Here is a 15,622-nt window from a genome sequence, read left to right as displayed (position 1 = left end):
CAGAATGACCTTTCAACTGAGGGTTCGGCGGAGTTTGGGGACGGCGAAACGCGGGTCTTCATGGAAGTCTATGATGCTGGCAAAGCGCCCATCGGGGTGGAAAAGAAATACACCGGCGGTGTGGTCCATCGTGTAGTCGCCGCCCTCCTTATCGACGCGGCGATAGGTTGCGCGAAAATCTGCGGCCGCCTGAGCGACCTCGTCAGCAGGGCCCGTCAGCCCAATGATGCGTGGATCGAAGTTGCTGACGTAACCGGCTAGGACATCGGGCGTGTCGCGCTCCGGATCGACCGAAATCAACGCCACGATCAAACGATCCGCGTCGGCACCCAGCTCCTCGAGCCAGAGCGATATGTCGCTCAATGTGGTCGGGCAGACGTCCGGGCACCAGGTGAAGCCGAAAAATACCATGACAGGGCGACCGGCCCAGTCAGAAGGTCGGACCAAGCGACCCTGGTGGTCGGTCAATGTCCAGGTCATCTGACCGATCGGCACGGGCAGGACCTCGCTGCGGGCTGGCCGATTGCGCGTGCGATAGGCCCCGACGCCCAGCATGAAGGCGACGGCTCCGACTGCCCCTCCCGCACCCAGGATTATTGCCCTGCGTCGGCGCAATCCGGACCCTCCGCGCGCAACGAGAGGACGTCGACATTCACGGTAACCTCGCCAGACTTTTCGAAGGAAAGGGTAACCGGAAAGCTGTCGCCCTCCTTGAGGGCCGTCGTCAGCTCCATCAGCATGCCGTGGTAGCCACCCGGCGCGAGCTGGACACTCTGACCGGCAGGGACCGGGACTGACATCGCATGCGGCATCGATGCGATGCCATCCTGTACGACAGTCTCGTGCAACATCGGCATTCCGGCTGCTGGCGTCGTGATGCCAACGAGCGCATCGTCGGTCGTCCCGGAGTTCTTGATCTCGACATAGAACACTCCGGGCCGTCCCGCGCCGATTGTCGCCTTGGACCAAGCGTGTTCAACGGTAAGATCGCCGATTGTCACGGTCTCACAGGCCATTGCTGCAGGTGCGGAGAAGATCAGTGTTGTGGCGAGAAGGAAGTGTTTCATGGGTCAGAGCCTTGTTAGAAGGTCGGAAACGATTTCGGCAGCAGATGTACCGTAGGTGAATTGACGCAGCCACTCCCCGTCTGGGCCGATGAGATAAAGGCTAGGGCTGTGCGCCATCGTGTATCCGTCCGGCGACGAAGTGTCGGCCTCCTGCTCGTAGAAGATCTTGAAGCTTGCGGCCGCAGACTTTGTATCCTCTTCGCTTCCTGCCAAAGCAAGGATCGCTGGATGAAAGGCCTTTGTGTAGTCATCCAGCCCTAGACGCCTGTCCGGTTCTGGATCGATTGAAATGAAAATCGGCTGCACCGATCCCGCGGCAGATCCAAGATCATCCATGACCTGAGCGACTTCGGAGAGCGTCGTCGGACAGACATCCGGGCAGCTTGTAAAGCCGAAGAACACCAACAGGAACTTTCCGCGAAATTCGGCAGTCGTGCGCATACGGCCTTCGCTGTCTGCAAGAGCGAAGGTAGGCATAAAGGTTGAATCAGCTGTTGCGGTGTCGTCCGTTGCAGGCCACCACCGCACCGCCAAAAACGTGATGATTGCCGCAGTGGCGGCGATCCAAAGGATAATCTGAAGAGAACGAAGACGCATGAACAGTCCAGAAGGCGAGATCAGCCTGTCGTCTAGAACCTCGAGCAACTAGAGGTTCAACCGACGAAAAAGTGAGGATTTCAGGATCGGCGATGTTTCGCCGATCAGGCTGCCCCAAGATACCTCGCGAGAGCGATTCCAAGGAGAGTGCCGAACAGCCCGAAGGCGATGGCGAAGCCTGCGCCGTACTGCAGGCGGTCGACGGTCTTTCCGCCCCGCCGCCGTGCAACGAGGTAACCCCAAAGGAACCCGATGATTGCGAAGAGCGGCCCGATCATTTCGATGCACCTTTCAGGTTTGCCTGTTGCTGCCGGGCCCAATAGCCACTGATCGCCCACGAAGTGAGCATGAGAAAGAGAAGCGCCCAGTCTCCGAAGCGGGCGTAGATGGTTGCGGGCAATGGGCGGGGCAAGCGGATGTCGATCACGCCTGACGTGTCGATTTCGAGCATGGCCAATGTTGCCCCGTAGGAATCAACCACTGCCGAAATTCCCGTGTTGGCGGCCCGGACGAGAGGCAGGCCCTCTTCAATGGCCCGCATCCGGGCCGATGCCAAATGCTGCCATGGCCCGATCGAGGCACCGAACCAAGCGTCGTTTGTCGCGTTGAAGATCCAGTCCGGTCTGATCGCATCATCGACCACGTGTCCGGGAAAAATGATCTCATAGCAGATTGCGATCCCTGCATAGGGGTGTGGGCCGAACGCCAGTGTCCGGGGCCCTGGCCCCGGCGTGAAGTCTCCGAGCGATTGAACCAGACGCTGAAGGGGCAAAAGGCTCCGCCACGGAACGTACTCACCGAACGGGACGAGATGATGTTTGGCATAGCGGGTCAGGATGGTGCCGTCACGAGAGATAGCAAGCACGGCATTCCGGTAGACTGTCCCGGCCCCGGTTTCCTCCCGTTCCGGGCTGCCTGTCAGCAAGACGCCGGTCTCGGGCAAGAGCCAGCCCAACATTGCCCGGGCACCGGCATCCTCTGCCAGGAACCCTGGCCAAGCGGTTTCCGGCCAGAGCAGAATGTCGAAGTCGCCGGGCTGGGCCGAAAGCGCGATGAGTTTCAGGATGTTTGAGTTTCGGGTGGCATCATCCCACTTGGCACTCTGTGCGATGTTCGGCTGGACGACACGGATTTGCGCGCCGCGCTCTGACGGCACATCGGCGAGCAGCAAGCGCATTGCACCAAATGCGGTCACCGACAAGGCGATCGCGCCCGCAGTGGCGAGGCGGCTGATGCGTTTCCCGTCGGCGGCCGAGACAAAAGCCAGTCCGGCCAGCGCGGCGCAGAGCACCAGAAGAAATCCCAGGCCGTAGCTTCCGAAGACAGAGGAAGCCTGCGCAGCGACCGGCCAGTCAGAGAGTGTGTAGGCAGCCAGGTTCCAGGGAAACCCGGTGAGAACATGGCCTCGCAGCCACTCCGTGGCGGTCCAGCTTGTCGCCATCGAGAGTGCCAACGGCAACCCGGAGCGTTCCATCCGTGCCGCCAGAGCGCAGGCAAGGGCAGGAAAGACCGACAGAAGCGCCGAAAGACCAAGAACCGCCGGCAGAGCCAGCCAACCGAACCGGTCCGCCTCAACCTGAAAACTTTCGGTGATCCAGAAAAGCCCGGGCACGAATTGACCGAGGCCGAAGAAGTATCCCAGTCTGAACGCGATGAAACCGGATGCGCGACGCACCAACACTGCCAGCAGAGCAAAGGCGATCAGCGCAAGTGGCAAGATCGAGTATGGCTGCAGAGCCAAGACGAAAAGGACACCTGCCACGATGGCGGCCCCCAAACTGGCCCAGCTTTGGACAGGCTTTCGGCTCGAGAACTGGTGTGCGCTTGGAACGTACATTCTTGCCACAACCCCTAAAATCGGAGGGATGGATAGCTGCTCTAGTAGCTTGAGGTGCAACGCATATGTTCGACGATCACGGCATTGTCAGATTGGTGGCGCAGCGGTCGATTTTCGACGTTTCGCCTTCAAGCCGGCAGATTTCCTGGCATACGGTTGCGGTGAGAAAGGATGGCCGCGCTCATCGCCCCGAGTGCTGACGGCTAACAGCTGTTTGATTTGCTACGTCCACGAGCGAACGCTATGCCACGCTCAAAAAGCGCTTGGAGGAGTGTTTCATGACCAGCAATTTGATAAAGCGGCGGGCTTTGCTGGGGGGCGCAATCGGGGTGGCCAGTTTTGCATCCCTGCCAGCCTGGGCGCAGGAAGGCAGCACGGAGTTTCAAGCTCCCGTCTCCAGCAGCGTGCGGAACAACGTGTCCAGCTTCCGGATGCCTCAGTGGCAGGATTACTTTGAAAACACCCGTGGTGGCGCGATTCTTGCGGACACCAAGTCACGTGCACTGCACTATTGGTCAGAAGATCAATCGATCTACCTTCTCTATCCATCGTCCGTCCCTCTGTCCGAGGAACTGACCCGGCTCGGGCGAACCGAGGTTGTCCGCAAGGCCGTGAACCCGCCGTGGCGCCCGACGGCTTCCATGCTTGAGCGAAACCCAGATTGGCCGAAGATGGTGGAGGGCGGTGCACCTGACAACCCACTGGGTGTTCGGGGATTGTATCTGTCATGGCCAGCCTACTTGATCCACGGTACTCACGACACCCGAAAGATCGGACGCAGATCATCGAATGGATGCATCGGTCTGTACAATGAGCATGTCATAGAACTCTACGACATCGCACAAGTTGGCACTCAGGTGCTGCTGATCTGATTTCTTGTACCGCCACACTCTTTGACCCAAGCGGGTTTCCGTGACGGGTTTCACCCTTGGAATCCAGAAGGAACAAGCAAGCGTTAGCCCAACACAACAGTCGACAGCAGATTCACGTTTAGCACGATGATCACCGTCGCGATCAACCAGCACACGGCAGTCAACCACCATGGAGCCACCAGTTCGCCCATCTTGGCGCGGCTGGCGGTGAACATGACCAAAGGCACGATGGCAAAAGGCAGCTGGAATGACAGCACGACCTGACTGAGGATCAGAAGCTGCCCGACGCCTTCGGTGCCATAAAGCAGGATCACGAAGATCGCGGGCACGATCGCAAGGCAGCGGGTGATGAGCCGCCGCGCCCAGGGGGCGATGCGCAAATTGATGAACCCTTCCATCACGATCTGGCCTGCCATGGTAGCGGTCACTGTGGAATTGAGGCCCGCACACAACAGTGCCACGCCGAACAGGATCGGCGCCAGCGATGATCCCAGCAAGGGCTCTAGGAGCAAATGCGCCTTGTCGATCTCGGCCACGTCGTTTTCGCCCGCAGTGTAGAAGGTGGCGGCCGCGAGGATCAGGATAGAGGCATTGATTGTCAGAGCGAACATCAGCGCGATGGTGCTGTCCCAGGTCGCCAGTCGCAGCGCCTCGCGCTTGGCGGGCAAGTCAAGGCCGAAGGCGCGAGTCTGCACGATGCCGGAATGTAAGTAAAGATTGTGGGGCATCACGGTCGCACCGATGATCCCGAGCGCCAAATAGAGCATGGTCGGGTTGCCCAAGATCTCGCGGCTGGGGGCAAACCCGGCGATGACCTCACCCCACACCGGATCAGCCTGCGCGATGAGCACGACGAAACAGGCGGCGATTAGCGCCATAAGCGAGATGATCAGAGCCTCGATCCAGCGGAAGCCCTTGTTCTGGAGCCACAGGATCAGGAACACGTCAGCAGCGGTGATGAAGATGCCAATCTCCAGCGGAATGCCGAAGAGCAGATTTAGGCCGATGGCGGTGCCGATCACCTCGGCCAGGTCGGTGGCGATGATGGCCAGTTCGGCAAAGATCCAGAGGGGAATGGACATCCACTTCGGAAAGGCGTCGCGGCAGGCTTGTGCCAAATCGCGGCCCGACGCGACCGCCAGGCGCGCGCAGAGAGATTGCAGGAGGATCGCCATGATGTTCGACAGCAGCGCGACGAACAACAGCGTGTAGCCAAAGGCCGCACCACCCGCGAGCGAGGTCGCCCAGTTGCCGGGGTCCATGTAGCCCACGGCCACTAGGTATCCGGGGCCGATGAAAGCAAGGAAGCGCCTGAACCTGCTGGTGCCGCCATTGCCGACCGCGATAGTGCGGAAGACTTCCGAAAGGGAGGGTGTCTCGCTCTCTCGACGCCAAGCGTTCGCGGACATGGATTTTGCTTTCTGCAGTCATATGGTCGCGCCAAAGTCTTGGCGCACAAAGTTAGACAGGGCTAAAAATCTGCCCTATGCCTTTACTTGTCAATCCATCCCATGCGACACTGACGCGATGACAGAGTTTGATCCTGCACCCCACGCCACATCGGATGACCGGCCTGCGGACCTGCGCGCCGGAGCGTTTCAGGGCGTGCGCGAAGCCCGGCGCAATGAGCTGGCCGAGGATTACGTCGAACTGATTGCGGAGTTGATCCACGACCAAGGTGAGGCGCGGCCCGTGGACATCGCCGCGCGGCTTGGCGTGAAAGTGCCGACGGTGAGCAAGACGCTCGACCGCCTGGCGCGGGAGGGGCTGATCACACGCGCGAAGTATCGGTCGGTCTTTCTGACAGATGACGGGCGTTCGCTGGCAAAGGAATGCCGGCGGCGGCACGAGATCGTGCTGCGCTTTCTCATCAGTCTGGGTCTCGATCCCGTAACGGCGGAGCGCGATGCCGAGGGCATCGAGCATCACGTCAGCGAGCGGACGCTGGCCCTGTTTTCGGCCTTCGCTAGCCGGTCCTGAACGCCGTCAGCTATTCTCGACCGCGAACCGCACATCGGCGATCAGGCTGTCGGCGCTGAAGTTTTCCAGCCGCTTTCCGTTCAAGAAAAACGTCGGTGTCTGGCGGATGCCCAGGGCTTCGACATCGGCCGCGTCCTGGTTCAGAATTCCGGTGATCCCCGGGAAGAACTGGTCGGTTTCTGCCTTCTCGAGATCGAGACCTGCCGCACCAGCGATTTCCCAAGCGACATCCATCTCTGGCGAGCCATGAACGGCCCAACCGGGCTGCTGCTCGAGAAGTGCGTCCAGCACCGGCTCGAACTTGTCCTGCATCCGCGCGGCCTCGAGGATGCGCACGGCCTCGTCCGAGCCTTCGTGGAAGACGGTGTAGCGCAGCACAACGCGGACCTGCGTCGGAAACTGCCGTCGGATTTCCTGCACCACCGGGTGGTAAGCGCGGCAGGCCTCGCAAGAGGGATCGAAGAACTCGACCAATGTGACGGGCGCATCGGCGGGACCGAAGCTGGGGGAATACTCTCGGACCAAAAGCGCCTGATCTGCGGTGGGCGTGGCGGCTGCCAGTGCCTCGGCCTCGGCTGCGCGGCGACGGTTCAGGATGATGGCGCCGCCTGCAAAGGTGGCGAGCCCGACTGCGGATGCTCCGATCAGGAGGTTGCGGCGATTCATGGGCGGTGCCCTTTCGGCAAGAGGAGACAAACAAGGATCGCCGCGAAGGCGACCGCTGAAAGATAGGGGATGGGCAGGCCAAGGATCATCTGCACTTCGCCGGTGCAGGATGGGCCATTCTCAGTGCAAGGCACGATAGGCGCGGGCAAGAGGCCGGCGTATAGGCCCGAATGCCAGGCCGCTAGCGCCAGCCCGGCCAAGGTCAACGGCAAGGCGTATGTGCGCGCTATGCCGTCTGCACGCCAGAGCGACAGACCAAGGATTGGCACGAGCGGGAACATGGCGATGCGCTGATACCAGCAGAGCGTACAGGGCATCTGTCCCAACACTTCGCCGATAAAGAGCGCGCCAAGCGTCGCCGCCAATGCAATCAGGAAGGCGGCGATCAGTGAGAGATCGTCGCGCGACAGACTCTGCGGGTCAGCTTTGGTCAAGAACAGGCTCCTTGCGGCGTCGAAGGGGAAGAGAGGCGGCAAGGATCAAGACCGCGCCCAGAGTGATCGCAATATCGGCGACGTTGAACGTGGGCCAATGCCAGTCGCGCCAATAGAAATCAAGAAAATCGGTCACGGCACCCTGTCGCAGGCGGTCGATGATGTTGCCAAGCGCCCCACCCACAACCAGGCCATAACCTATTCGTTCCAGCGGGTGCTGCGCCCGAAAAGCCATGACGGCGAAGGCAAGCGTCAGCGCGCCCGTCAGCGCCGCCATCAGGAGCGGCTTGCCCGCCATGACGCCACCCATCATACCAAAACTCGCACCCTCGTTGAAGCCAAGGGTGAGGTTGAAGCCCGGAAAAACCGGGACCGCAATCCCCTGCGACAGCGCAGACAGGGCCGCTGCCTTGGTCAATTGGTCTGCCACCACTGTGGCAACGATCAGGCAGATCAGCACCGCTCGGGTCATCGTGCAGCCTTTCGGTTCAGGCCGATCCAGCGCGGGACCGATGCGGCGTAGCGGTCATAGTCAGACCCGATTGCGGTGCGCAGGGCGGCCTCTTCCGACCGGACTTGCGTGCTGGCCGACCAGAGAAACAGGATTGGCGCGAGGACTGTCGGGACTGCCGGAACCGCCATCGCAACACCTGCCAGCAGGGCAAACTGACCGACAAAGGTTGGGTTGCGGCTGAAGCGGTAGAGACCGTTCGAGACCAGATCGCCGGTCTCGCCGCCTGCCACGCCGACGCGCCACGACGATCCCATCGACATCTGTGCTGCAAAGGCGACCATCGCGCCAAGTCCGGCGACAAATACTCCGATCAGGCCGAGGACCACGGCACCCCCCTCGGTCCAGAGGGGATCGACCTTGTGCAGGGCAGGCATGGCGAGCCAGAGGAGTGGCCCGAAAAAGGCAAGTACGAAGGCGAGACGGAAGCCCATCGCAGCCAGACGGTCGCGTCCCGTGGCGCGCGAAAACAGCCAGACAGGCCGACCCGCCGCTTGCGCCGCCAGCGCACTACCCCAGAAGAACAGAGCCAGATAGCCGAACAGAAGGGCCAACGCGGCCCAGCCAAAACCTGAGATCATGATGTCAGCTCTCACGCTCAGGGTTGAACCGAAGCAGGCGCAGGGCGTTCAGGGTCACAAGCACTGTCGCCCCGGTATCGGCCAGGATCGCAATCCACAGGCCGGTCAGACCGAAAACCGAGGTCACCAGAAACACGGCTTTCAGCCCCAATGCGATGGTCACGTTCTGGCGGATGTTGGCCATCGCTACACGCGACAGGCGGATCGTGGCGGGGATGTCTGTCACCCGGTCGCGCAGGATTGCCGCATCGGCGGTTTCCAGCGCCACATCGGTGCCCGAGCCCATCGCCACGCCGACCGACGCCTGCTTCAGCGCCGGCGCATCGTTGATACCGTCGCCAATCATCATGACGCCACCCTTGGAGCCAATCTCGCGGATGTAGGCGAGCTTGTCTTCGGGTAGCATGTCGGCCTCGAACCGCAGGCCGAGGCTTCCGGCAATCGCGGAGGCTGTGCGGGGGTTATCCCCGGTCAGGATCACAGAGGTCACCCCCATGGCCGTCAGCTGGCGCACAGCATCCTTGGCGTCCGCCCGTGGCTCGTCTCGCATGGCGATCAACCCAAGTGGGGTCTTCTCCTGGAACACCGCAACAGCGGTCTTGCCATCCTCTTCGAAGATTGTGGCCTGTCGCAAACCAAGGCCTTCAAGCCCACCATGTTCCATCGCGTAACGCGGAGAGGTGACCCATGCGGGCGCGCCACCCACCGTCGCGACCACGCCTTTCCCCATCAACGCCTTTGCATCCTGCGACGACAGCGCGGCCACGCCTGCGTCCTTTGCCTTGTTCAGGATGGCGATGGCCAGCGGGTGGCTCGACCCCGTCTCGACCCCGGCCGCAACGGCCAGAAGCTCGGCTTCGGTGGTGGCCCCGAACGGCACGACGTCCGTCACCTGTGGACGACCATGTGTCAGCGTCCCGGTCTTGTCGAAGGTCACGACATCAACCTTCGCCGCCGCCTCGATCACGGCACCGCCTTTCATCAAGAGGCCGCGCCGCGCGCCCGTGGACATAGCCGAGGCCATGGAAGCGGGGACCGAAATGACCAGCGCGCAAGGGCAACCGATCAGCAGTAGGGCAAGACCGCGGTAAACCCAGGTGTCCCAAGGCTGGTCGAACGCCAGCGGCGGCACCAGCGCCACCAGCGCCGCCACGGCAACGATGGCGGGCATATACCAGCGGCTGAAGCGGTCGATGAAGCGCTCGGTCGGCGCGCGGGCCTCCTCGGCCTCTTCGACCAGACGGATGATGCGGGCGATGGTGTTGTCTTCCGCGCCCTTAGTGACTTTTACCCGCAGCGCTGCCTCGGTGTTGATTGCGCCTGCGAAGACCGCATCCCCCGGCCCGCGCGTCTTGGGCACGCTTTCGCCAGTGACCGGGCTTTCATCGACGCCCGACGTGCCGTCCACGATCTCGCCATCCGCCGGAATCCGGTCGCCGGGGCGGACCAGCACGGTCTGGCCCACGTTCAGGCTTGCGGCAGGCACCTCGCGCGTGGTGTCGCCGGTGACGAGTTGCGCGGTCTTCGGGACAAGATTTGCCAGCGCCCGGATCCCGTCGCGCGCTTTGCCTGCCGCGACGCCTTCCAAAACTTCGCCCACGGCGAAGAGGAAAACGACCAACGCCGCCTCTTCGGCCGCATTGATGAACAGCGCGCCGATGGCAGCGATGGTCATCAGGCTTTCGATGGTAAATGGTTGCCCCATCCGCAATGCCGCAAAGGCACGCTGCGCCACCGGGGCCACGCCGATCAGACAGGCCGCGACGAAGGCCCATTTGCCGATCTCGGGCGCAAGATATTCGATGATCCAGGCGGCACCCAGCAAAAAGGCAGTGAAGATCACCAGCCTACCCTTGGCCGTTTGAAACCACCGCTTGCTCCGGTCAGCAGGGTCGTCATGGATATGGCCGGCGCTACCGTGGCTGGACTCGTCCTGCTTGGTGCCGGCTGCCTTTAGGCCGTGATCGTGACCGGCATGATTGTGACTGGCATGATCGTGTTTGGCGTGATTGACATCCGCATCCGCGTCAGTCTTTTCGACTGCAGCTTGTCCGGGCAAAACGAACTCTTTCTTCGCCGATGCCGTGCGTGGCGCAATCTCGTAGCCAAGTGCGCGGACAGTCTTCTCGATCCTGTCTTTCCCGGTCTGTGTTTCATCGAGCGTCAGTCGCAGGCGCTCCGACATGATCCCGACCTCAACGCCGCTTACTCCCGGCAGACGCGCGACAGCATCTTTGATTTTAGTTGCGCAGGACCCGCAGTCCATGCCTGTCACTGTCCAGTCGCAGGACGTTTCGCGTGCAGCTTCTGGCATCGTCATTCCTCCTGCCGCAGGGCGGGCAGTTGATTTCATCGAATCAGTAACTTAATGTCTCTAGCAACTATAGCTTCAAGAGGAATCTGATGCTGACCATCGGAAAATTGGGCGAAGCCGCCGGGGTGAAGGTTCCGACGATTCGCTACTACGAGCAGATCGGCCTTTTGCCCGAAGCGGAGCGTAGCTCAGGTAACCAGCGGCTTTACAGCCGCAAAGCGCTGGAACGGCTGGCCTTCATCCGCCACGCCCGAGACCTGGGCTTCAGCCTCGAGGCAATCCGCGACCTCCTCAGCCTGTCGGACAAGCCCGACAAATCCTGTGCCGCCGCCGATGCCATCGCCAAGGCGCAACTGGCTGAGGTCGAAAGCCGTCTTGCGAGGCTGACGGCGTTGAAAAGCGAACTGGAACGCATGGTCGTGCAATGCGCAGGCGGGAAAATCGCCGATTGCCGGGTGATCGAAGTGCTGGGCGACCATTCCCTATGCTCTGCTGATCACCGCCACCCCGAGCCTGAGCCGAATTGACGGCCGCCAAAAGCGCGCGTGCGGTTGATGCCGGAGCAGCGTCGGCGCGAGATCGCGGTGTGCTTCATCTATTGGACATATACGCGCCAAGTCGCAACAAAACTTTGACTGGTTCCCGGTTTGGCAAGTCCTGCCATCTTCTCCAGTCTGTTAACCTTGGTACTTTCGAATCTTGCAAGAAGGTCGGGTGCGGTGAATGATGAGATCTACATCATTTCCTTTCGGTTCCTGGCGTGCAGAGCAGTAGTGGTCGAATCATGTCTGACTAACGCACCAGTCGTTCTTTTTTCCCTCCTGACCGGCGCGAGACGTCACGTAACAAGCAATCGCTCAAACCAAAAAGCTGGTCAACGACTGCTTACCGTGGCCACGATGAATTAGAATTCGGAGTTTCTCTTCTCATCGCGATATCTCAGACGCGATGACCGCGTAGCCATGGACCGCAAGGATGGCCGCGAACCTTGCGCATCCGAATTGTTCAGCGACTCTAATAACCCGGGCATCGTAGGCCGCTTTGCCAATAAGCCTGCAGAGATCAGATGCGTGAAACTGCCAATTCTTGCTCGGAGCAGCCGAAATCAGCCGCTGCAGTTCCTGTTCCTTCAGGGTTGCCGCGCGCTTCGGCTCTACGTGCACAGCGCCTTTCACTTTCGTTTCTGGCAAGGCGCGCCACCGCCGCATGAAGCCCAGAAGAAACCCCGCGGGCACAGCTGCATTCCCGCGCGCTCTGTTGAACGCAAGGAAGCGCTCCCAGATGACCTGCGCATCGACGTTCCAGCAGGCGAGCGACGCTTTCGCAGCCTTGATCAGATCCGCCCAAGGTGTGCGATAAACGTTGCTCCCTGCATCAATGTCGATCCTGCCTGCAAAGATAGTTTTGTTCTTAGAGTCTCTAGATAGTGATGTGTCGCCTGAGGCTGACACGACATCTGGCGGCGCATCGGCAGCCTCGTGCCCCCCAAACCTGAAGAGCCACGGCGCGAACTTACCGTTTGGCTTCCACCGGACCAGCGCCAATCCTGAAGCCGCAAGCTCGACCAACAGTGCCGTGAGGTGCTGACGCGACACTCCCATCTTCTCGGCGAGATGCGCCAGCGTGAACGCGGCTGTTCCGCGCTCCAGGCCGTTGTAGCCATCCTTCCAGGCGATCCCGTCGAGGATGATCGTCGCGAGCTTGTGCGCCGCCGTGGAGAGCGGCGTTTCGGTGATACGGCGCAGGATGGCACCGGTCGTGAGTTCCATGATGTGTCGTTCCGTCTTGGGGCGACACCAGACCGTGAGGCGTGCAAAATTTCGTTTCGGCAAAGGCATTTGCCGGTTGAACGGACCCAAAGCTCGCGCTAGATTCCCACTACCACGAGGGAATTCAGCGCGGCGTCAGGCCTATGGTCTGGCGTCGTTTCTGTTTCTAGGAGCCGCGTCTTTCGATCGTTTCGGCGGAGAGAGGTCGTTCAGGGCTCAGTAGTGAACCTCTTCATGTCCATAGCTGCCTTCATAGTCGCGCCACTCAACGAAGACTGACCGGTGCCGATAGTCGCGGCAGTCCGCCGGCACAGCGAGAACTGAGGCGGCCGGAACGGCAGAAACGCTGCTCCGGCGACGGCTGTAGTCGCCCTGAGCGCCATAGGTGCCCATGTACACGACGCCCCAGCTGTTGCAGTCGCCATGCCGGTTCCTTCGTTGCTGGTAGGTGATCTCAAAGACCCGGATCGACCGGACGAAGTCAAACGCCGTATCGGAGATGTCGACATCCGCCCGATTCTGGACAAGCTGAAGCTTCAGCTGTGTTTCTGGAATCAAGACGAACGGCACCGGTTCAATGCGAACGCCGATGTCGAACAAGCGCTCCAACGGTTTCGCCTCCCCACGGAAACTCGCCCGCATCGGGCAGTTCCAGATCTGCAGCGGCGGCTCAATCGGCCAGGGTGTGATGCGGCGAATGAATACTGCCCGTGCATGGGCGCATTCGGCGGAGGCCGGCCAGCCCCCGCGAGACAGAGCAGGATCGCGCAGTCTACCGGATAGGCAGCAGCCGGTGAGACGGCGGCGGTCGAAAGCCCGAGACCAAGGAGCAGGGCTGGGAGGTGAGGTTTCACGGGAGATCCTTTCTGACAGGGATGGTGTTGATGAGGCGGGCGTAGGCCTCGGTGGCCGCCCGGGCCTCGCCAAGGACGCGGGCGCGCTCTTCATCGAGGCAGGCGATATGTTCCGTGACTGACGAGAAATACGCTTCGAACTCGGCCGCGATTTCTGCGCGGTACTCGGCCAGGACGTCGGCCGGCAGCTCGGTCATCGGTGCTTCGGGAGGCAGACAGCGAATCGCCTCAGGTTGTGCCGAGGTCGGGGCCACACCGAACAAGGCGCTCGTTACCACGGCGTATGCGACACGCAGCACGCCCATCTGACGTAAATGCAGCGCGCTGATCGGCACCGGAAACGGGGCGCTATTTCTCTTGTTTCGTTGGTCGTGCGAAGCATTTCGGCCATCGGATTTCATCGACACTTTTGATCCTTCCTCCGGCATCCGCCCGCTCGTCTGGCCGACGAGGTGCGACCGTTGTCGATCGCAACTGAAGACTTATTTTATCGTGTTTGTCATTTTTACGTTGTATACGCCAGACTTTCTGTTAGGCATCGCCGCACGGAAAACTTTCCGTTACAACGATCCCCGACAGATCGAACCCGAGGGGAACCCATGACGACAAGAAGACGTGCTTTGCCCGTCTTGCTGGAACGCGATTTCCGCAAGATGGCGGCAACGGAAGGAGCAACGGTTGAGATCGAGTGTGTGTCAGCTCCGGACCCCGAGGGGCGCTTTTCCGGCGAGTGGCTGTTCTATGTCGTCAACGCCTCAGGCGAACGCTTCATGCTGGTCACGGCCCTTGCACGGGAACGGATCGTCAACTCGCCGATCGGGATGTTCGGCCTCGCCTTCGGCAAACTTGCCCTCGATCATCTCGACGTGCCTGCTGTCGCTGGCGATGTCCGGCGCGGCATGCGGAGCCTCGCAGGCCGAGGTGATCCAGTGGAATGAACGGGAAGGGCAGGGGGCAGAGATCGAGCTTGCCGCACTCGATACATCCGTCCTGCACTACGACGGGCAGGGGAAGCTGATCGTTCATGTTCGCCCGGAGCCCGAAGAAGAACCCCGGGAACGGGAGGGGGAGAAGGTCTCCTATAGCACAAAGGGTGTCGCAGCACCCGCGGAAGTGTTGCCCTCGATCCGGCTGATCGCCGCGCGCTATCAGGACGATCCGGCTCTGGCCGCCATCGACCTGTCACCGGCCGAATGGGCCGCGTTTTTTCAGGCGATGATCAAGGTCGAGAGCAATTACACCCAAGGGGCGGTGAGCCATGCCGGCGCCCTTGGCCTCGCGCAACTGATGCCCGGAACAGCGGACTATCTGCGCGTCGATCCGGCCGACCCCATCGAAAACCTTGACGGTGGTGCGCGCTACCTTCTTGAGCAGATGGCCGAGTTCGGCAGCCTCGAGCTTGCGCTTGCCGCCTATAATGCTGGGCCGGAAGCCGTGCGCAAGTATGACGGCATCCCGCCCTATGACGAAACCCAATCCCACATCGTAAAGGTGATGGCGGCTTACGACCGCCTCCTCGCCGATCTCTGATCAAAAGGACAAACCAAACTATGCGCACTTCCACACTGGCTCTTCTGGGCCTGACCTTTTGCACCCTGTTGCTGGCTCAGGCAGAACCCGCTGCGGCACAAGTTGTGTTCACGAAAGCTGAAAGGGTCGCGACCGGCCTTCTCGCATCTTTCCGGGGCGTGTTTGCGACTGCCTTCTTCGGCATTGCCTTTGTGGTGACCGGCTTCCTCGCGGCGTTCAATCGCATCAGCTGGGCATGGGTGGCCTTGGTTGTCGTGGGGGCGTTTCTGGTGTTCGCAGGGCCGACCATCGTTGCCAATCTCCGCTCTTCCTTCAGCTGATCGGGGGCGGTAGATGGAGAAAAGCGCGGTCATCCTCGGGCTTTCGCGGCAAGCCAAGTTTCTCGGCCTGCCGATGCCCTATGCCATGGCAGTGGGAGCGATGACCGTGCTGCCCTTCATCCTCTTCAAGCCGGTCTGGTGGTTCCTGACCGCCCCGGTCTGGTACGGAGTTGCCCGCGCGTCCGCAAAAATCAACCCGAACGGCCACCATGTACTTGCGGTCATGATCGAAACCACGCCGCTTGCCATCCTGAACCGCAGGCGGCGCCATGTTTCTTGAGCGGGACCAG

General features: G+C 61.1%; 21 protein-coding genes. 7 read left to right on the top strand and 14 right to left on the bottom strand.

The window, feature by feature from the left end; all coding sequences use genetic code 11:
- Window positions 1-12: 12 nt before the first annotated feature.
- From TabM4_RS20520 to lnt, 5 genes are all read right to left on the bottom strand, one after another.
- Window positions 13-555, bottom strand: coding sequence for an SCO family protein (locus TabM4_RS20520; RefSeq protein ID WP_434622675.1), 543 nt, complete (start codon window positions 553-555; stop codon window positions 13-15).
- Window positions 556-593: 38 nt separating this feature from the next.
- Window positions 594-1,067, bottom strand: coding sequence for a copper chaperone PCu(A)C (locus TabM4_RS20515; RefSeq protein WP_089258459.1), 474 nt, complete (start codon window positions 1,065-1,067; stop codon window positions 594-596).
- A 3-nt stretch (window positions 1,068-1,070) separates the two neighbouring features.
- The gene (locus TabM4_RS20510; RefSeq protein WP_434622673.1) at window positions 1,071-1,664 is read right to left on the bottom strand and encodes an SCO family protein; all 594 of its coding nucleotides are present in this window, start codon (window positions 1,662-1,664) and stop codon (window positions 1,071-1,073) included.
- Window positions 1,665-1,768: 104 nt separating this feature from the next.
- Window positions 1,769-1,942, bottom strand: a complete 174-nt coding sequence (locus TabM4_RS20505; protein WP_434622672.1) for a hypothetical protein — start codon at window positions 1,940-1,942, stop codon at window positions 1,769-1,771.
- Window positions 1,939-3,426, bottom strand: coding sequence for an apolipoprotein N-acyltransferase (lnt, locus tag TabM4_RS20500; RefSeq protein ID WP_434622670.1), 1,488 nt, complete (start codon window positions 3,424-3,426; stop codon window positions 1,939-1,941). Before lnt ends, TabM4_RS20505 begins: the two co-directional genes overlap by 4 nt.
- A 353-nt stretch (window positions 3,427-3,779) precedes the next feature.
- On the opposite strand from lnt, the gene TabM4_RS20495 reads away from it, so the two are divergent.
- On the top strand, window positions 3,780-4,373 hold the full coding sequence (locus TabM4_RS20495; protein WP_434622317.1) for a L,D-transpeptidase: 594 nt from the start codon (window positions 3,780-3,782) through the stop codon (window positions 4,371-4,373).
- Window positions 4,374-4,456: 83 nt separating this feature from the next.
- Here TabM4_RS20495 and TabM4_RS20490 read toward each other — a convergent pair whose 3' ends face one another.
- The gene (locus TabM4_RS20490) at window positions 4,457-5,782 is read right to left on the bottom strand and encodes an Nramp family divalent metal transporter (protein WP_089258451.1); all 1,326 of its coding nucleotides are present in this window, start codon (window positions 5,780-5,782) and stop codon (window positions 4,457-4,459) included.
- A 118-nt stretch (window positions 5,783-5,900) separates the two neighbouring features.
- On the opposite strand from TabM4_RS20490, the gene mntR reads away from it, so the two are divergent.
- Window positions 5,901-6,353 (top strand): manganese-binding transcriptional regulator MntR, encoded by a 453-nt coding sequence (gene mntR, locus TabM4_RS20485; RefSeq protein ID WP_089258449.1) that lies wholly within the window; start codon window positions 5,901-5,903, stop codon window positions 6,351-6,353.
- 6 nt (window positions 6,354-6,359) lie between these two features.
- On the opposite strand, the gene TabM4_RS20480 is transcribed toward mntR, so the two are convergent.
- The 5 genes from TabM4_RS20480 to TabM4_RS20460 are packed head-to-tail and all read right to left on the bottom strand — an operon-like array spanning window position 6,360 to window position 10,865.
- On the bottom strand, window positions 6,360-7,019 hold the full coding sequence (locus tag TabM4_RS20480) for a DsbA family protein (RefSeq protein ID WP_434622320.1): 660 nt from the start codon (window positions 7,017-7,019) through the stop codon (window positions 6,360-6,362).
- Window positions 7,016-7,453, bottom strand: a complete 438-nt coding sequence (locus TabM4_RS20475) for a disulfide bond formation protein B (protein ID WP_434622322.1) — start codon at window positions 7,451-7,453, stop codon at window positions 7,016-7,018. The genes TabM4_RS20480 and TabM4_RS20475 overlap by 4 nt, the downstream gene beginning before the upstream one ends.
- Complete coding sequence (lspA, locus tag TabM4_RS20470) at window positions 7,440-7,925, bottom strand: signal peptidase II (protein ID WP_434622324.1); 486 nt, start codon at window positions 7,923-7,925, stop codon at window positions 7,440-7,442. The genes TabM4_RS20475 and lspA overlap by 14 nt, the downstream gene beginning before the upstream one ends.
- Window positions 7,922-8,545 carry a methyltransferase family protein gene (locus TabM4_RS20465; protein WP_434622326.1) on the bottom strand — a complete coding sequence of 208 codons (624 nt, stop codon included), beginning with the start codon at window positions 8,543-8,545 and terminating at the stop codon, window positions 7,922-7,924. The genes lspA and TabM4_RS20465 overlap by 4 nt, the downstream gene beginning before the upstream one ends.
- Window positions 8,546-8,549: 4 nt before the next feature.
- Window positions 8,550-10,865 (bottom strand): heavy metal translocating P-type ATPase, encoded by a 2,316-nt coding sequence (locus TabM4_RS20460; protein WP_434622328.1) that lies wholly within the window; start codon window positions 10,863-10,865, stop codon window positions 8,550-8,552.
- Window positions 10,866-10,948: 83 nt separating this feature from the next.
- Between TabM4_RS20460 and TabM4_RS20455 the strand changes: the two genes are divergently transcribed.
- Complete coding sequence (locus tag TabM4_RS20455; RefSeq protein ID WP_434622330.1) at window positions 10,949-11,386, top strand: MerR family transcriptional regulator; 438 nt, start codon at window positions 10,949-10,951, stop codon at window positions 11,384-11,386.
- A 399-nt stretch (window positions 11,387-11,785) separates the two neighbouring features.
- Here TabM4_RS20455 and TabM4_RS20450 read toward each other — a convergent pair whose 3' ends face one another.
- From TabM4_RS20450 to TabM4_RS20440, 3 genes are all read right to left on the bottom strand, one after another.
- Complete coding sequence (locus tag TabM4_RS20450; protein WP_323034411.1) at window positions 11,786-12,628, bottom strand: hypothetical protein; 843 nt, start codon at window positions 12,626-12,628, stop codon at window positions 11,786-11,788.
- A gap of 216 nt (window positions 12,629-12,844) precedes the next feature.
- On the bottom strand, window positions 12,845-13,237 hold the full coding sequence (locus TabM4_RS20445) for a hypothetical protein (RefSeq protein WP_434622668.1): 393 nt from the start codon (window positions 13,235-13,237) through the stop codon (window positions 12,845-12,847).
- Window positions 13,238-13,478: 241 nt separating this feature from the next.
- Window positions 13,479-13,883, bottom strand: a complete 405-nt coding sequence (locus TabM4_RS20440; RefSeq protein ID WP_141135737.1) for a hypothetical protein — start codon at window positions 13,881-13,883, stop codon at window positions 13,479-13,481.
- Window positions 13,884-14,111: 228 nt separating this feature from the next.
- Between TabM4_RS20440 and TabM4_RS20435 the strand changes: the two genes are divergently transcribed.
- Genes TabM4_RS20435 through TabM4_RS20420 form a run of 4 tightly spaced genes read left to right on the top strand, consistent with a single transcriptional unit; the run spans window position 14,112 to window position 15,612 of the window.
- A complete protein-coding gene (locus tag TabM4_RS20435; RefSeq protein ID WP_434622666.1) occupies window positions 14,112-14,420 on the top strand; it encodes a hypothetical protein in 309 nt (102 codons plus the stop codon).
- Window positions 14,329-15,012, top strand: a complete 684-nt coding sequence (locus tag TabM4_RS20430) for a lytic transglycosylase domain-containing protein (RefSeq protein ID WP_434622664.1) — start codon at window positions 14,329-14,331, stop codon at window positions 15,010-15,012. The genes TabM4_RS20435 and TabM4_RS20430 overlap by 92 nt, the downstream gene beginning before the upstream one ends.
- 20 nt (window positions 15,013-15,032) lie before the next feature.
- On the top strand, window positions 15,033-15,332 hold the full coding sequence (locus TabM4_RS20425) for a TrbC/VirB2 family protein (RefSeq protein WP_089258431.1): 300 nt from the start codon (window positions 15,033-15,035) through the stop codon (window positions 15,330-15,332).
- Between the two features lie 13 nt (window positions 15,333-15,345).
- On the top strand, window positions 15,346-15,612 hold the full coding sequence (locus tag TabM4_RS20420) for a VirB3 family type IV secretion system protein (RefSeq protein WP_089258429.1): 267 nt from the start codon (window positions 15,346-15,348) through the stop codon (window positions 15,610-15,612).
- Window positions 15,613-15,622: the final 10 nt, after the last annotated feature.

The organism is Tabrizicola sp. M-4, from assembly GCF_051132405.1.
GTDB lineage: Bacteria > Pseudomonadota > Alphaproteobacteria > Rhodobacterales > Rhodobacteraceae > Paragemmobacter.
This window is presented reverse-complemented; position numbering and strand designations above follow the sequence as displayed.

What these genes read in the sequence shown, in the direction of transcription:
- lspA (WP_434622324.1), bottom strand. Translation starts at nt 7,925, where the DNA reads ATGACCCGAGCGGTGCTGATCTGCCTGATCGTTGCCACAGTGGTGGCA.
- TabM4_RS20420 (WP_089258429.1), top strand. Translation starts at nt 15,346, where the DNA reads ATGGAGAAAAGCGCGGTCATCCTCGGGCTTTCGCGGCAAGCCAAGTTT.
- TabM4_RS20510 (WP_434622673.1), bottom strand. Translation starts at nt 1,664, where the DNA reads ATGCGTCTTCGTTCTCTTCAGATTATCCTTTGGATCGCCGCCACTGCG.
- TabM4_RS20520 (WP_434622675.1), bottom strand. Translation starts at nt 555, where the DNA reads ATGCTGGGCGTCGGGGCCTATCGCACGCGCAATCGGCCAGCCCGCAGC.
- TabM4_RS20440 (WP_141135737.1), bottom strand. Translation starts at nt 13,883, where the DNA reads ATGAAATCCGATGGCCGAAATGCTTCGCACGACCAACGAAACAAGAGA.
- TabM4_RS20460 (WP_434622328.1), bottom strand. Translation starts at nt 10,865, where the DNA reads ATGACGATGCCAGAAGCTGCACGCGAAACGTCCTGCGACTGGACAGTG.
- TabM4_RS20425 (WP_089258431.1), top strand. Translation starts at nt 15,033, where the DNA reads ATGCGCACTTCCACACTGGCTCTTCTGGGCCTGACCTTTTGCACCCTG.
- TabM4_RS20505 (WP_434622672.1), bottom strand. Translation starts at nt 1,942, where the DNA reads ATGATCGGGCCGCTCTTCGCAATCATCGGGTTCCTTTGGGGTTACCTC.
- TabM4_RS20450 (WP_323034411.1), bottom strand. Translation starts at nt 12,628, where the DNA reads ATGGAACTCACGACCGGTGCCATCCTGCGCCGTATCACCGAAACGCCG.
- TabM4_RS20480 (WP_434622320.1), bottom strand. Translation starts at nt 7,019, where the DNA reads ATGAATCGCCGCAACCTCCTGATCGGAGCATCCGCAGTCGGGCTCGCC.
- TabM4_RS20455 (WP_434622330.1), top strand. Translation starts at nt 10,949, where the DNA reads ATGCTGACCATCGGAAAATTGGGCGAAGCCGCCGGGGTGAAGGTTCCG.
- TabM4_RS20515 (WP_089258459.1), bottom strand. Translation starts at nt 1,067, where the DNA reads ATGAAACACTTCCTTCTCGCCACAACACTGATCTTCTCCGCACCTGCA.
- TabM4_RS20490 (WP_089258451.1), bottom strand. Translation starts at nt 5,782, where the DNA reads ATGTCCGCGAACGCTTGGCGTCGAGAGAGCGAGACACCCTCCCTTTCG.
- TabM4_RS20495 (WP_434622317.1), top strand. Translation starts at nt 3,780, where the DNA reads ATGACCAGCAATTTGATAAAGCGGCGGGCTTTGCTGGGGGGCGCAATC.
- TabM4_RS20465 (WP_434622326.1), bottom strand. Translation starts at nt 8,545, where the DNA reads ATGATCTCAGGTTTTGGCTGGGCCGCGTTGGCCCTTCTGTTCGGCTAT.
- mntR (WP_089258449.1), top strand. Translation starts at nt 5,901, where the DNA reads ATGACAGAGTTTGATCCTGCACCCCACGCCACATCGGATGACCGGCCT.